The sequence below is a fragment of the Pseudarthrobacter sp. NPDC059871 genome, from assembly GCF_042731175.1.
Lineage (GTDB): Bacteria > Actinomycetota > Actinomycetes > Actinomycetales > Micrococcaceae > Arthrobacter.
In genome coordinates this window covers 321675-334911 of sequence record NZ_JBHWJV010000001.1, presented here as the reverse complement: position 1 = coordinate 334911, position 13237 = coordinate 321675, and the positions used below count along the sequence as shown (strand labels likewise).

14 protein-coding genes are annotated in these 13237 nt (G+C 64.6%); 1 reads left to right on the top strand and 13 read right to left on the bottom strand.

Annotated features, from left to right (window positions below; genetic code table 11):
- Positions 1 to 20 precede the first annotated feature (20 nt).
- From ACFV4R_RS01485 to ACFV4R_RS01455, 7 genes are all read right to left on the bottom strand, one after another.
- Positions 21 to 848, bottom strand: coding sequence for a F0F1 ATP synthase subunit delta (locus ACFV4R_RS01485; RefSeq protein WP_377202270.1), 828 nt, complete (start codon positions 846 to 848; stop codon positions 21 to 23).
- On the bottom strand, positions 848 to 1402 hold the full coding sequence (locus ACFV4R_RS01480) for a F0F1 ATP synthase subunit B (RefSeq protein ID WP_015937520.1): 555 nt from the start codon (positions 1400 to 1402) through the stop codon (positions 848 to 850). The genes ACFV4R_RS01485 and ACFV4R_RS01480 overlap by 1 nt, the downstream gene beginning before the upstream one ends.
- Positions 1403 to 1453: 51 nt before the next feature.
- Positions 1454 to 1672 (bottom strand): ATP synthase F0 subunit C, encoded by a 219-nt coding sequence (atpE, locus tag ACFV4R_RS01475; RefSeq protein ID WP_011775261.1) that lies wholly within the window; start codon positions 1670 to 1672, stop codon positions 1454 to 1456.
- A gap of 95 nt (positions 1673 to 1767) precedes the next feature.
- Entirely contained in the window at positions 1768 to 2568 is an 801-nt protein-coding gene (atpB, locus tag ACFV4R_RS01470) for a F0F1 ATP synthase subunit A (RefSeq protein ID WP_056085165.1), read from the bottom strand.
- An 81-nt stretch (positions 2569 to 2649) separates the two neighbouring features.
- Entirely contained in the window at positions 2650 to 2988 is a 339-nt protein-coding gene (locus ACFV4R_RS01465) for a hypothetical protein (RefSeq protein ID WP_377202271.1), read from the bottom strand.
- Positions 2981 to 3463, bottom strand: a complete 483-nt coding sequence (locus tag ACFV4R_RS01460) for a hypothetical protein (protein WP_377202272.1) — start codon at positions 3461 to 3463, stop codon at positions 2981 to 2983. The genes ACFV4R_RS01465 and ACFV4R_RS01460 overlap by 8 nt, the downstream gene beginning before the upstream one ends.
- Positions 3464 to 3568: 105 nt before the next feature.
- A complete protein-coding gene (locus ACFV4R_RS01455; RefSeq protein ID WP_377202273.1) occupies positions 3569 to 4681 on the bottom strand; it encodes an MraY family glycosyltransferase in 1113 nt (370 codons plus the stop codon).
- 289 nt (positions 4682 to 4970) lie between these two features.
- Between ACFV4R_RS01455 and ACFV4R_RS01450 the strand changes: the two genes are divergently transcribed.
- Positions 4971 to 5867 (top strand): glycosyltransferase, encoded by an 897-nt coding sequence (locus ACFV4R_RS01450; RefSeq protein ID WP_377202274.1) that lies wholly within the window; start codon positions 4971 to 4973, stop codon positions 5865 to 5867.
- 35 nt (positions 5868 to 5902) lie between these two features.
- Here the strand turns inward: ACFV4R_RS01450 and ACFV4R_RS01445 are convergent, their stop codons facing one another.
- The 6 genes from ACFV4R_RS01445 to thrB form a co-directional block, all read right to left on the bottom strand.
- The gene (locus ACFV4R_RS01445; RefSeq protein WP_377202275.1) at positions 5903 to 6661 is read right to left on the bottom strand and encodes a WecB/TagA/CpsF family glycosyltransferase; all 759 of its coding nucleotides are present in this window, start codon (positions 6659 to 6661) and stop codon (positions 5903 to 5905) included.
- Positions 6661 to 7536, bottom strand: coding sequence for an L-threonylcarbamoyladenylate synthase (locus ACFV4R_RS01440; protein ID WP_377202276.1), 876 nt, complete (start codon positions 7534 to 7536; stop codon positions 6661 to 6663). Before ACFV4R_RS01440 ends, ACFV4R_RS01445 begins: the two co-directional genes overlap by 1 nt.
- Before the next feature lie 12 nt (positions 7537 to 7548).
- Complete coding sequence (gene prmC / locus ACFV4R_RS01435; RefSeq protein ID WP_377202277.1) at positions 7549 to 8415, bottom strand: peptide chain release factor N(5)-glutamine methyltransferase; 867 nt, start codon at positions 8413 to 8415, stop codon at positions 7549 to 7551.
- A gap of 9 nt (positions 8416 to 8424) precedes the next feature.
- The gene (prfA, locus tag ACFV4R_RS01430; RefSeq protein WP_377202278.1) at positions 8425 to 9498 is read right to left on the bottom strand and encodes a peptide chain release factor 1; all 1074 of its coding nucleotides are present in this window, start codon (positions 9496 to 9498) and stop codon (positions 8425 to 8427) included.
- Positions 9499 to 9752: 254 nt separating this feature from the next.
- The gene (rho, locus tag ACFV4R_RS01425) at positions 9753 to 11969 is read right to left on the bottom strand and encodes a transcription termination factor Rho (protein WP_377202672.1); all 2217 of its coding nucleotides are present in this window, start codon (positions 11967 to 11969) and stop codon (positions 9753 to 9755) included.
- A 292-nt stretch (positions 11970 to 12261) separates the two neighbouring features.
- A complete protein-coding gene (gene thrB / locus ACFV4R_RS01420) occupies positions 12262 to 13236 on the bottom strand; it encodes a homoserine kinase (RefSeq protein WP_377202673.1) in 975 nt (324 codons plus the stop codon).
- Between the last annotated feature and the right edge of the window lies 1 nt (position 13237).

The following is a 13237-nucleotide window of genomic DNA, read 5'->3' as shown; positions in this document are numbered from 1 at the left end:
GTTTGGTTGTGCTTGTCCGGCTAGCCGGCCAGCTGGCGTTGCAGCTCGCCCAGGCGGCTGATGACCGAAGCGTCAAGCACTTCGTCACCCACCCGGACGCGGATGCCGCCAATGAGTGCCGGATCAACGTTGATGTTGACCTTCAGTTCCCGTCCGTACAGCGCGTTCAGGCCCGCCTGGAGGCGGGACAGCTGCGTTGACGTCAGGGGACGGGTCACGCTGACCGTTGCAATCCAGCGCTGCTGCCGCTTGGCCGCCAACTCGGCGAACCGTTCCACCAGGCGCGTCGCCTTGATGCCGCGGGGCTGGGTGACTGCCTGGGTAATGAGGACTTTTGCTTCCTCACTGACACCGGGCACCAGTTTTTCGGCAAGGGCAGCCTTGGCTGCCCCGCTGGCCTGTGGTTCGGACAGAGCACGTTGTACCTCGTGGCTGGACGCCACGGCCTGGTTGAAGGAGAACAGGTCGTTCTCCAGTTCTTCCAGGCCAGTGATGCCGGAGGCAGAAACGGCCGACTTGTTTTCAGCAACGGAAATGACCACCGTTGCGGCAAGAGTCTCGAGTGCATCGCCGATGTCCCGCGCAGATGCCCAGCGTGAACCGGCCAATCCGCCCGCGACCTCTGCAGCATCAGCGGAGACTTTTCCGCCAACCAGCTGCCTGACCAGCGCCGACTTTTCGTCACCGTTACGGGACGGGTCAGTCAGGGCGCGGCGCAAGCCAGCCGAGCTGTCCACCATTCCCAGAATTCCGAAGAGTTCCTTAGCCAGCTGCAACGACGCGGTGGGAAGCTTTACTTCCAGTGCGGCCAGTGCTGTTGCCAGCGATTCGCTCGATACGCCTGCCATTACTTAGCTGCACCTGCGCTCTGGGTCTCCAGATCTGCCAGGAACCGGTCCACGACCCGTGCTGAGCGGTCGTCGTCGTTGAGCGATTCGCCCACGATGCGGCCGGCAAGAGTGGTGGCCAGGGTGCCAACCTCGGAGCGCAGGGACACAACGGCCGCCTGGCGCTCGGATTCGATCTGTGCGTGTGCCTGCGCAGTGATGCGGGCAGACTCGGCAGCAGCCTTCTCCTTGAGGTCCGCGAGGATCTGCGCACCTTCGGCGCGTGCTTCCTCACGGATGCGGTTTGCTTCGGTGCGGGCGTCGGTCAGCTGCTGCTTGTACTCTTCGAGTGCAGCAGACGCCTCAGCCTGGGCCTTTTCAGCCTTGGCAATGCCACCTTCGATGGCTTCGGCTCGCTCGGCAAAGGTCTTCTCGAACATCGGGACAACAAACTTGACCACGATGAACATGAGAATCGCGAAGCCAACCAGGACAACTCCCATTTCCCAAAGGTTGGGAACGAGGGGGTTAACCTTTTCGCCTTCAGTGGCGGCTGAGATGATCAGCTGATTCATATTTCACCCGTCCTTATCTACTCGGTTCTGAATGTTCGCTTCGCGCCAGGACTAGGAAAGGACGAAAGCGAAGACGAGACCAAGGATGGCGAGGGCTTCGGTCAGTGCCAGACCAAGGAATGCGATCGGCTGCAGCACACGCTGGGCCTCCGGCTGACGTGCCACACCGTTGATGTAAGCGGCGAACACGAGACCCACACCGATACCACCGCCGATGGCCGAGAGACCATAGCCGATGAGGTTGAGGGAGCCGTTGATTGTGCCTTCCATTTTTCTTCCTTTCAAGATGCCACCCATGTGGCAGGTTGTTTGGGTTGCTTCATCCCCGCGAGGGGAAGATTTGTGTGTGCCTGTCGGCAGGGCGCCTAGTGGCTGTCGGCGTGCAGGGCGCCTTCGATGTAGATCGCCGTCAGCAGGGTAAAGACGTACGCCTGCAGGACCATGATCAGGGCCTCAAGCATGTACATGGCGATCGCACCGGCGAGCACCAGGACAGAGGTGCCTTTCAGGAGGATGCTCTCCTGCATGACCAGGTATTCGATGCCGGAACCGGCGATCATCACGATGAGGTGGCCGGCCAGCATGGTGGCGAACAGACGGAGGCTGTGCGTCACGGGCCGGACGACGAAGTTGGAGATGATCTCGATGGGGATGACGATCGGCAGGATGAACCAGGGAACACCCGACGGAACGGTGGCCAGCTTGAAGTAGCGCAGGCCGTTCTTCTTGACGCCGATGGCGATCCAGGTGAAGTAGACGATGCCGGCCAGGACGTATGCTCCACCAACGTGCGAGAACGTGGGGAGCTGGATGACCGGGATGGCGCCGTAGATGTTGTTCACCAGGATGAAGAAGAACAGGCTGAACAGCAGGGGCACGTACTTGATAAAGTCGCGGCCGCCGATGATGTCTTTGGCGATGCCGTTGCGGACGAAGCCGTAGGCGGCCTCGCCGGCGAACTGGAGCTTGCCGGGTACCAGCTGCTGCTTGCGTGCAGCCAGCACGAAGAAGACGGCGATAAAGACGACAGAGAGGAGGACCAGCAGCATCTGCTTGGAGAATCCTTCTGCGGCACCCCACGGCAGGATTGCCGGCAAATGCATTTCGTTAATACCAGGAGGTGTAAACTCTCCTGAATCTTGGGCCGGGAGCGCAAGCGCGATCAACGCGTTTCCTCTCTGCAGTGTCCATCATTGGGCGTTGGGCGGGGAGCAGGGGCCTTGCGGCCTGAAGTTCCCCCTGTGAAATTATTTGGCATTCGTGCCGCCGTCCTGGGACGGACCGCTGGCAGCAGGACGATCACCAGTGTTTTTGCGGGAACTGGTGAGGCCATGCATGTGGGAAAGGTAAAAACCTCCGACGGCTCCAAGCAGAGCGCCTGCGAGCACAATCCAGCGCGTTCCCCACAGAAAATCCAATCCCCACCCTATCAAACTCCAGACGATGATTCCGCCAATGATGTAGCTGAAGACGGCCATCCCGGCGTTGTATCCGCCGTCGGTGTTTTCGCTGGAGACGCCGGCCGCAGAACTGTTCTGCGCACGGTTGCCGTTGCCGGCAGCGTCACGTTTCCTTGAGTTACGCACGGGGCTCCCCTTTGTCCTCTGGATCGTTGTAGATCTGAAGGCGGACTTTGCTGAAACCATAGATTTCGGCCGCCTGCCACAGGACGACGGCCACTACGGCTCCGACGACGAACCAGCGGCCTTGCAGCCATTGGGGCGCCCCCAGCACGAACATCACAATGGCGAAGCCCACGACTTTGATGAAGTAGGTGGCCACGAAGACGCCGATGGCACCGGAGGGATTGCTTCGTCCGACGAAGTGGCCAACCAGGAGGCTGATTCCAAAGAACAGCATCACCAGCAAACCGCCCAAAGTACTTGAGAGTGCGGCGGCACCACCGTTGAGGAACATCGCTGTTGCAGTGCAGAGGACCAGGCCAATTGCCGCGGCAGCGGCGCTGATCTTCAGCAGGTGCAGCCACAGCGATGCGGTGGGACCGGAAGCACCAACATGTCCTTTGCCGGACGCAGGTCCGGGCTCGGCGTTGGAGGTCATTCGATCCCAATCGTCGGGGGCATTTGGCGGGGAGCCAGCAGGGTGGAGTGGCAGCTTGTGCTGCCCCTAAATTCTACACGAGATAGAAAATGTTTCCGCACGGCGTTACGTGGCTGGTTCCTCGCCGCTGCGTGACAGGTACGGCCACGCCGTGATCAGGCCCATCACCAGGGTAGCGAACAGGTCAACCGCAAGGACGATCTGCCAGGGAAAGATCGCAAAGGCGAGCCCGCCGAAGGACAGCACCACTGTCCAGAGATACATGAGGATCACGGCCGTGCGGTGCGAGTAGCCGATATCGAGGAGTTTGTGGTGCAGGTGTCCACGGTCCGCAGACCACGGCGAGCGTCCGCGTGCGGTGCGCCGGACCACTGCGAGCCCCAGGTCCAGCAAGGGCAGGAAGAGCACGGCGAACGGAAGGAGGATGGGAATGACAGTGGAAATACCGTTGGCCCGGTCATACAGGCCCGAGGTGATCTGCCCCGTGGACACCACGCCTGCCGAGGCCATCAGCAGCCCGATCAGCATGGCCCCGGAGTCCCCCATGAAGATCTTTGAGGGGAACCAGTTATGCGGCAGGAACCCGAGGCAGCCGCCCACGAGGACCGCCGTAATGAGCGTGGCAAGGTCTGAGTAATCCAGCAGGACCGCATTGCGGTGTACCCAGTAGGCGGTAACGAAGAACGCTGTTCCGCCGATCACGGCCACTCCAGCGGCAAGACCGTCCAGGCCGTCGATGAAGTTGAATGCGTTCATGGTGGTGACAATGAGCCCCGCGGTCAGCACCACCCGGAGCGTTCCGTTTTCCAGGTAGATGGGTTCCGGAACCCAGGGAACAATGGTCATCTGTACGCCCCAGGTGGCCACGGTCAGGGCAGCTACGCTCTGGCCGATCAGTTTCACCCACCAGCGGATGTCCAGGAGGTCGTCGGCCACGCCCACCAGGACGATCACCGCGGCCCCGGCCAGCACTCCCCACGGCGAGAAATTGTTCCGGTAGATGTCCTTGACGAAAAAGGACTGGCTCGCGACGATCAGTGCCACCATCACACCCAGGAAGATGGCAACGCCGCCAAGCCTGGAAACGGGGGTGGAATGCATGTCGCGGCTGCGGATGGGCTGGTGCAGTTCGAGCCTGTGGCCCACCACCCGGGCACCCCAGGTAGCGGCGTAGGACACGACGGCGGCCGTCAGGCCCATGAGCAGGTACATGATCATGGGGTGATGGCCGTTTCAGAATTAAGGGGGCCGGGAATGGACCGCCGCGCCGGCGGCAGGTCCGGGATAGGTGGGCTCACTGGCCGGGAATCTGTTCTGCGATAAATGAAACTTCTCCGTCGCCGAGCGCGCAGCAGACAGTACGCGGATAGCTTTACGCAGTGCCTTACAGGGCTGTATTACAGTGGACTCTAGTCAAAGATACTAGCGCCAACGGCGTCATGGCTCCGCGCCACACTCGCGCAGAAGGAGCAGGGAAACCCCTGACAGCCATGCTGAAAGGACCCCCATGACCGCCCGCATTGCAGTTGCAGCCGTGACCTTCGACCGTCCGAGGGAACTCGCGGTACTGCTGGATTCGATCAAGGCCCAGTCGGCCGCAGTGGACACCATCTGCCTGGTGGACAGTGGCACAACGCCGGCGCGCGGCATAGCAGAACAGCATGCCAACGTGGACTATGTCCGGTCCGAAGCCAACCTCGGCGGGGCCGGCGGGTTCGCCCTCGCAGCCCTCAAGGCGGTGGCCAGCGGTGCCAGGTGGATCTGGATGATGGACGACGACGCGGTGCCCGCCGATCCTGAATGCCTGGCCACCCTTGTGCGGGAAGCCGAAGCCCGCGACCTTGAGGCTGTGGTCCCGCTCGTTACGGCCCCCGGACAACCCGACAGGCTCTCTTTCTTCTTCCGGCTGGACGGCAAGGTCACCCACGACCGCGCCGAAGTGGAAAAATTGGGGTTTCTTCCCGACGACGGGCACTTCTTCAATGGCGCGCTAATCCGGTCCGACGTGTTCTTCAAGGTGGGCCTGCCCGACATGCGCCTGTTCATCCGCGGTGACGAGGTGGACTTCACCATCCGGCTCCGCCAGGCAGGGATCAGGTTTGGCACAGTCACCACCACAGCCATCACACACCCTCATGCGTTTTCCGAAACCCAGCACGTGTACGGCGCCGGATGGCACGTCATCGTTCCGGAGTCGGCGTTCAAGCGCTACTACTACTACCGCAACCGCGGGTACCTCATCCGCCGGTATTTCCGGGTCCGTTCGTTCGTTGCGGACGTAGGCGGCTACCTGGGGTACTTCCTGCAGCGCCGTGACCTTCCCGGACTGCTGAGCTGGGCCAGGACCTTCAGCACCGGCTTGCGCGGCAAAGGATTCGGCCCGCTGGAGGACCAGAAGTTCTAGCGGTACTTCCCGCGCAGGGCTGACGGAGGAGCCCACTAACCCTTGCGGGATAACCGGCGCGTTGCCAGGAGCCACAGCAGGACCCAGGGCTCGCCGAAAACACGATAGGCAACGCGGCGCGGGTGCAGCAGCAGCCGCCAGGCCCACTCAAGGCCCAGCCGGCCAAGCCAGCGGGGCGCCAGTTTCTGGATCCCGGCCAGCTGTTCGATAGCACCACCCACGGCGCAGTAAATGGCCGGCGGCAGGCCGGCGAGCCGACGCTGCAGCACTTCTTCCTGCAGGGGCATGCCCAGGCCCAACAACACCAACTGCGGCTGCTCGCGGTGCAGCCAGGCGACCGCGGCGTCCTCCAGTTCAGGGTTCCAGTCCTCGCCCGGAAAACCTTCAACCCGGGCACCGGGAACAATGGTCCTCAGCCGGGCCACCGCACCGGAATTGGCTTCATTGCCGGCGCCCACCACGGCAATCCGCTCGAGGCCGCGCACCTGGTCGAGGGCGGGCAGCCAGTCCGTGGAGCCGAGCCGGTAGTCCATGACGGGACCCTCCGCGTTGCCGGTCCTCCCCCACAGCCACAGCACCGGCGCCCCATCCAGGAGCACGATGTCACTGGCCTCGTAGAGCCGGCGAAACCCATCATCGGAGAGGGTGAGCGTGACGCTGTGGAGGTTGTGTCCCAGCACCGTCCGGGTGGAACCGTCCTCAATGAAGAGGCTGAGCTCCTCAACCAGCTCGGGAACCCGCAGCGGCGTGGCGTGGACGTCCAGGACAGGAATCTGCTGGCGGTCCAGTGCCATCAAGGCTGCTGTTCCCTGGCCGGTGCGGCAGCATCCGCCGGCTCGGCTTTTCCGGCAGCATCAGCGGTTGCGGACTCAGCACCAGCAGATTCAGCACCGGCAGCGTCAGCGGTGGCTGACTCAGCATCGGCAGGCTCGGTATTGGCAGACCCAGTAGCATCGGCCGGTTCTGCTGCCACGGCCGGCTCCGCCGGATCCTCCTCAGCCATTGGAATCTCGCCGAGGCCAAGGACGCCCGGAACGTGCTCGCGGAGCTGGTCGAGGCTGACCGCGCCGTTGCGGACAACGCGGAGGCGGGGCCCGGTGGCATCAACAATGGTGGAAGGAACAGCGTCTGCGCCCTCGGCCGGGCGGAAGCCGCCTTCCAGGTAGACCTCCACGGAGTCCGCCAGCTGCTCGCGCGCCGCAGCGGCTGTCTGTGCCGGCGCGTGTCCGGTCCGGTTTGCGGAGGACACGGCCAGCGGCCCGGTGAGGGTCAGCAGCTCCTGCGCAATTTCATCGGCCGGCATCCGCAGCGCCACAGTCCCCTTGGTCTCGCCAAGGTCCCAGTCCAATGAAGGCTGGGCGTGGAAAATGAGCGTGAGGCCGCCGGGCCAGAAAGCCTCCGCCAGCTTACGGGCCTCCGCGGAAATATCCGTGGCCAGCCCGTCCAGGGCGTTGATGCGGGGAATCAGCACGGGCGGCGGCATGGTGCGGCTGCGTCCCTTGGACACCAGGAGCATGGTGACGGCCTGCGGAGAGAAAGCGTCGGCGGCGATTCCGTACACGGTGTCCGTGGGCAGGACCACGCATTTCTTTTCGCTGATGGCCCGCTGGGCATGTTCAAGGGCTTCGGCGCGCTGGCTGTCGGTGCTGCAGTCGTAGGTTGTGGTCACAGGCCTATTCTTTCATTCCGTGTGGCCGGGTCCGGCAAGGAAGGCGCTGGTGGCGCGCTCTTTGCCGTTCAGGTCCACGTGCGTGCTGATCCCGGTCCAGGCTCCCTGCCTGCCAAGCATGGCGGCGATCCAGCCGGCCTGGACTTCGGCGTGTTCCATCACAAAGTAGCCCCCGGGCCGCAGGAGACGCGCAGCGGAGGCCGCGGCCGCCGTCGGGAGCTCCATACCGTCCGCTCCCCCGCCGTAGAGTGCCTCCGGCGGGTCGTGCAGTGCCACTTCGGGTTCGTTGGGGATGGCTTCGGCCGGGATGTAGGGCGGGTTGGAGATGACGACGTCGAAGGTTCCGTTCAGCTCCGGAAGTGCTGTCCGCAGGTCCCCCAGGACGAGGTGGACACCGAGGGGTTCGAGGTTCCGGGCCGCCCAGGCGTGGGCCAGCGGACTGAATTCGACGGCATGGACTTCGGCGCCGGGGACTTCATGGGCGATCGAGCCTGCGATGGCGCCGGACCCTGTACCGAGATCCACGATCCGCGGCGCGTCCATTCCCGCCACATGGTCGATCACCAGCTGGACCACGGATTCAGTCTCGGGCCGGGGAATGAAGACACCCGGGCCTACCGCCAGTTCCAGGTACCTGAAGTGGGCCACCCCGGTGATGTGCTGGAGGGGTACACGGCCCGCCCGTTCCGCGACAAGTTCGTCATACCCCTCCGGCGCCGGAGCGTCGCCCAGCATCAGGGCGCGGAGCCGGCCCAGGCCGACGTGGAGCAGGTAGTCGGCGAGGAGCTCGGCGTCGACGCGGGGGCTGGGCACACCGGCCTCGCGGAGGACAGCGGTTGCCGCACTGACGGCGTCAGCGAGGGACTGGCCTTCACTCATACGTGCGGACTAGTCGCCGATGGCGTCCAGGCGTGCCTGTTCGTCCATCTCGATGGCAGACTGGATGACCGGTTCCAGGTCCCCATTCATGACCTGGTCCAGGTTGTACGCCTTGTAGCCGGTGCGGTGGTCCGCGATCCGGTTCTCCGGGTAGTTGTACGTGCGGATCCGCTCGGAGCGGTCCATGGTGCGGATTTGGGATTTCCGCTGCTCGGAGTTGGCGGCGTCGATCTGCTCCTGCTGGTGGGCAAGGATGCGCGCACGCAGCACGCGCATGCCGGCTTCACGGTTCTGCAGCTGCGACTTTTCGTTCTGCATGGCCACCACGATGCCCGTGGGAAGGTGCGTGATGCGGACGGCAGAGTCGGTGGTGTTCACCGACTGGCCACCCGGGCCGGAGGACCGGTACACGTCGATCTTGAGGTCGTTCTGGTTGATTTCGAGCTCTTCGGGCTCGTCAACTTCTGGCAGGACCAGCACGCCGGCGGCAGAGGTGTGGATGCGGCCCTGCGACTCGGTGACGGGGACGCGCTGCACGCGGTGGACGCCGCCTTCGAACTTGAGCCGTGCGTAGACGCCCTCGGCGGGGTCGTTGGAGCTGCCCTTCACGGCCACCTGGACGTCCTTGTATCCGCCCAGGTCGGACTCCGTGGAAGAGATGATTTCGGTCTTCCAGCCGCGGGATTCCGCGTACCGGGTGTACATGCGCAGGAGGTCGCCGGCGAACAGCGCGGCTTCGTCGCCGCCTTCGCCGCCCTTGACCTCAAGGATCACGTTGCGGGCGTCGTCCGGATCGCGCGGGATCAGCAGGCGCCGAAGCTTGGCCGCGGCAGTCTCCAGGGATGCCTCCAGCTCGGGAACCTCTGCAGCGAACTCGGGATCCTCTGCTGCCATCTCCTTGGCAGCGGAAAGATCGTCCCGCAGCCCCTCCCAGCGGTGGTAGGCCTCCACAATGCCATTGAGCTGAGCCGACCGCCGCCCCAGCTTCCGGGCAAGCCGCTGGTCAGCATAAACAGCAGGATCCCCCAGCTGCGCCTGAATGGAGTCATGCTCATCAAGCAGGCCCTGTACGGACTCAAACATTTATAAACCTCTTTCGACTTGTACAAGTCTAATGACGCATACAGCGGCAGGTGACGTGCGACCGCCGTCGCATATTTTGCCGGCCAGGGAGTGGCCCGTAAGGGCCCGGCCGAGGGACCCGACGCGAGCTTGCGAGCGTTGGGAAGGCCCCTGCCCGCTATCGGAGCGTTGCGGCTGACGTACGCAGTACGTCAGCCGCAACGCGAAGGGGCGGGGCCGGCAAAATATGCGACGGCCCCACCCCTGTAACGCAGCTACTTGTCGTTATCCGACTTCGCACCAAGCGTCGTCTTCTGTACTTGCATGAGGAACTCGACGTTGCTCCCGGTTTCCCGGATCTTATTGGTTAGCAGCTCAAGGCTCTGCTGCGTTTCGAGTCCGGACAGGACGCGGCGCAGCTTCCACATGATCTTGACTTCCTCCGGCGAGAGCAGGTTCTCTTCGCGGCGGGTGCCCGATGCGTTGACGTCCACGGCGGGGAAGATGCGCTTGTCTGCCAGCTGGCGGGACAGGCGCAGTTCCATGTTGCCGGTGCCCTTGAACTCTTCGAAGATGACTTCGTCCATCTTGGAGCCGGTCTCGACGAGGGCGGTGGCCAGGATGGTGAGTGAACCGCCGTTCTCGATGTTGCGGGCTGCGCCGAAGAAGCGCTTCGGCGGGTACAGCGCGGCGGAGTCCACACCACCGGACAGGATGCGGCCGGAGGCCGGTGCTGCCAGGTTGTAGGCGCGGCCCAGGCGGGTCATGGAGTCCAGGAGGACCACCACATCCATGCCCATTTCCACGAGGCGCTTGGCGCGTTCGATGGAGAGTTCGGCCACGGTGGTGTGGTCGTCCGCGGGACGGTCGAAGGTGGAGGCAATGACCTCGCCCTTGACGGTGCGCTGCATGTCCGTAACTTCTTCGGGACGTTCGTCAACCAGCACCATCATGAGGTGGACCTCAGGGTTGTTGGTGGTGATCGCGTTGGCGATGGACTGGAGGATGAGCGTCTTGCCGGCCTTGGGCGGTGAGACGATCAGGCCACGCTGGCCCTTGCCGATGGGAGCCACGAGGTCGATGACCCGGGGACCGATCTTCTTGGGGTCCGTTTCGAGGCGCAGGCGCTCGGACGGGTAGAGCGGGACCAGCTTGGCGAATTCAACGCGGTCCTTGAGCTCTTCGGCGGTCTTGCCGTTGACTGACGTGACGCGGACCAGGGCGTTGAACTTCTGGCGGGTGGACTGCTGGTTGCGGTCTTCGCCGTCGCGTGGTGCACGGATGGCGCCGACAACGGCGTCGCCCTTGCGCAGGTTGTACTTCTTGACCTGTGCCAGCGAAACGTAAACGTCGTTCGGGCCGGGCAGGTAGCCGGAGGTCCGGATGAACGCGTAGTTCTCCAGGACGTCCAGGATGCCGGCGACGGGCAGGAGGACGTCATCCTCGGTGACCTCGACGTCGTCAACATCGGGGCCCTGGTTGCGTCCGCGGCGGCGGTCGTTGCGGTCGCGGAAGCGGTCGTTGCGGGAGCTGTTGTCCCGGTCCTGGCCACCGGAGCGGTCGTTACGGTCGTTCCGGTCGCGCCTGTTGCGGCGGTTCCGGCGGCTGCTGCCGTCGGTGTCATCGCCATCGCGGTTATCGCGGTTGTTGTCACGCTGGCCGGAGTCACGCTGACCGGCGTCACGGCTGTTGTCACGCTGGCCGGAGTCACGCTGACCGGCGTCACGGCTGTTGTCACGCTGACCGGCGTCACGGCTGTTGTCACGCTGGCCGCCCTCGGCATCGCGGTTGTCGCGGCCTCCACGGCTGCGGTCGCGGCGGTCATTGCGCTGGCCGGCATCCACCGTTTCGGTGGACTCGGAGCGCTGCTCGGCGGCCTTCTGCTCCGTGTTCCCCTGATCGGAGGCCTCGGGTTCGCCTGCCGGCTGCTCCGCGGGAGTTTCGGTGGGAGCCTCCTGGGCGGCGGCTTCGCCACGGCGGCGGTTGCGGGTACGGGGCTGGCGGCGCTCGGGGGCACCTTCGGCGGCTTCCGCAGCGGGAGCAGCCGACGGCGCTGCAGCGGTTTCCGCAACGGGCGCGGCGTCAACTGCAGGAGCAGTTTCAGCGGCCGGGGTCACAACAACACCATCGCTGCCGGCGCGGCGGCTGCGGCCGCGGCGGGCACGGGTGCCTTCAGCGGCCGGTGCTTCGGCAGCCTCAGGTGCGGCGGCCGGAGCGGAAACAGCGGGAGCGGCAACGGGAGCCGTGGCCTTTTCAGTTGCCCGGGCCGGTGCCTTGGTGGTGGGAGTGCCGGCACGGTGGGCGGAGATGGCAGCCACCAGGTCTCCCTTGCGCATGCGGGAACCGCCCGAGATTCCAAGCTGGCTGGCCAAGGCCTGCAGCTGGGCGAGCTTCAGGCCTGCAAGGCCGCTGCTCTTGGCGGGTGCTGCCGGTGACTCGGCAACAGAAGATGATAGTTCCACAGCTGGTGACAGCTCAGTGGTTTCGGTCACGAAGGATCCTTCCCCCTCGACGGCGTCCGGACTGGGAGCTGGACGCGATGATTTGATCTGGGCTGCAGTTCAGATCTGCAGCCGCATTTTGCGGCCTTGCCGGTTGGATTTCGGCCAGCAGGGCCGGTACTGATTCACCTTCCGTACCGCCCGTGGCGGGACGGAGGGCTGACGCGTGGGGGGCAGTTGGATGCTGCAAATTCCTGCGACAGACCAAGCAGGTGGCACCGGAATAGATTCGCAGTAGGAGATCAGTTGCAACTGAGTGCAGAAGCAGATCAGATAGGCGGAATTACCGCCGGTGCACGTCCACCTTAGCACCTTCCACGTCCACTGCGAGCTTCAGCACGCGCCAGTTCACTTCCGGCGTGTTGGCTCCTGTAAACGCGGTGATGAAGGCCAGGATGTCGGCGGCCTCCGGCTCGCCGTTGGCCAGTACCAGCACGGTGGGGCCGGCACCGGAAACCACTGCGGCATGGCCCGCCTGCCGCAGCGCACCAATCAGCGCCGCACTGGGCCGCATGGCCGATGCACGGTAGCTCTGGTGCAGGTAGTCCTCCGTGCCCGCCAGCAGGAATCCGGGATCCCGCGTCAGGGCGTGGACCAGCAGTGCGGCCCGGCCCGAGTTCATGGCGGCGGCGTGGTGTCCCACCGAGGCGGGCAGGAGGGCCCGCGCCGCTTCGGTGGACAGTTCGAAGTCCGGGACAGCCACGATGGGAACCACCGCTCCAGCCACCTCGGCGCGGGTGCTGCTGTACTGGTCACTGTCCTGCCATGACAGCGCCAGTCCGCCATAAATCGCCGGTGCGACGTTGTCCGGGTGGCCCTCCATTTCGCTGGTGAGCTGCAGGATCCAGTCCCGGCCGCGCCGGCTTTCCGCTGGAACCATGGCATTTGCGGCAGACACAGCGGCCACCACCGCTGACGCGGAGGAGCCCAGCCCCCTGCCGTGCGGGTTGACGTTCTGGGCCGTCACCTTCAGGCCGCCGTGGCGGAAGCCGAGCCGTTCGAAGGCCGCGTCCATTGCCCGGATCACCAGGTGGCTGGCATCCCGCGGCAGGGTGTCTGCCCCTTCGCCGCGCAGGTCGAAGACGAGCTCGTCCGTGTCCAGGCTCTCCACCGTCAGGGTGTCGTGCAGGGCCAGGGCCATTCCGAGGCTGTCATATCCCGGGCCGAGGTTGGCCGTGGTTGCCGGGACCCGGACCGTGACACGCTGGCCGGGCTCAATGAGTTGCAGTCCGACGGCGGCCTGCGAGGTGGCGTTCAAG

What these genes read in the sequence shown, in the direction of transcription:
- ACFV4R_RS01485 (WP_377202270.1), bottom strand. Translation starts at nt 848, where the DNA reads ATGGCAGGCGTATCGAGCGAATCGCTGGCAACAGCACTGGCCGCACTG.
- ACFV4R_RS01480 (WP_015937520.1), bottom strand. Translation starts at nt 1,402, where the DNA reads ATGAATCAGCTGATCATCTCAGCCGCCACTGAAGGCGAAAAGGTTAAC.
- atpE (WP_011775261.1), bottom strand. Translation starts at nt 1,672, where the DNA reads ATGGAAGGCACAATCAACGGCTCCCTCAACCTCATCGGCTATGGTCTC.
- ACFV4R_RS01460 (WP_377202272.1), bottom strand. Translation starts at nt 3,463, where the DNA reads ATGACCTCCAACGCCGAGCCCGGACCTGCGTCCGGCAAAGGACATGTT.
- ACFV4R_RS01455 (WP_377202273.1), bottom strand. Translation starts at nt 4,681, where the DNA reads ATGATCATGTACCTGCTCATGGGCCTGACGGCCGCCGTCGTGTCCTAC.
- ACFV4R_RS01450 (WP_377202274.1), top strand. Translation starts at nt 4,971, where the DNA reads ATGACCGCCCGCATTGCAGTTGCAGCCGTGACCTTCGACCGTCCGAGG.
- ACFV4R_RS01445 (WP_377202275.1), bottom strand. Translation starts at nt 6,661, where the DNA reads ATGGCACTGGACCGCCAGCAGATTCCTGTCCTGGACGTCCACGCCACG.
- prmC (WP_377202277.1), bottom strand. Translation starts at nt 8,415, where the DNA reads ATGAGTGAAGGCCAGTCCCTCGCTGACGCCGTCAGTGCGGCAACCGCT.
- prfA (WP_377202278.1), bottom strand. Translation starts at nt 9,498, where the DNA reads ATGTTTGAGTCCGTACAGGGCCTGCTTGATGAGCATGACTCCATTCAG.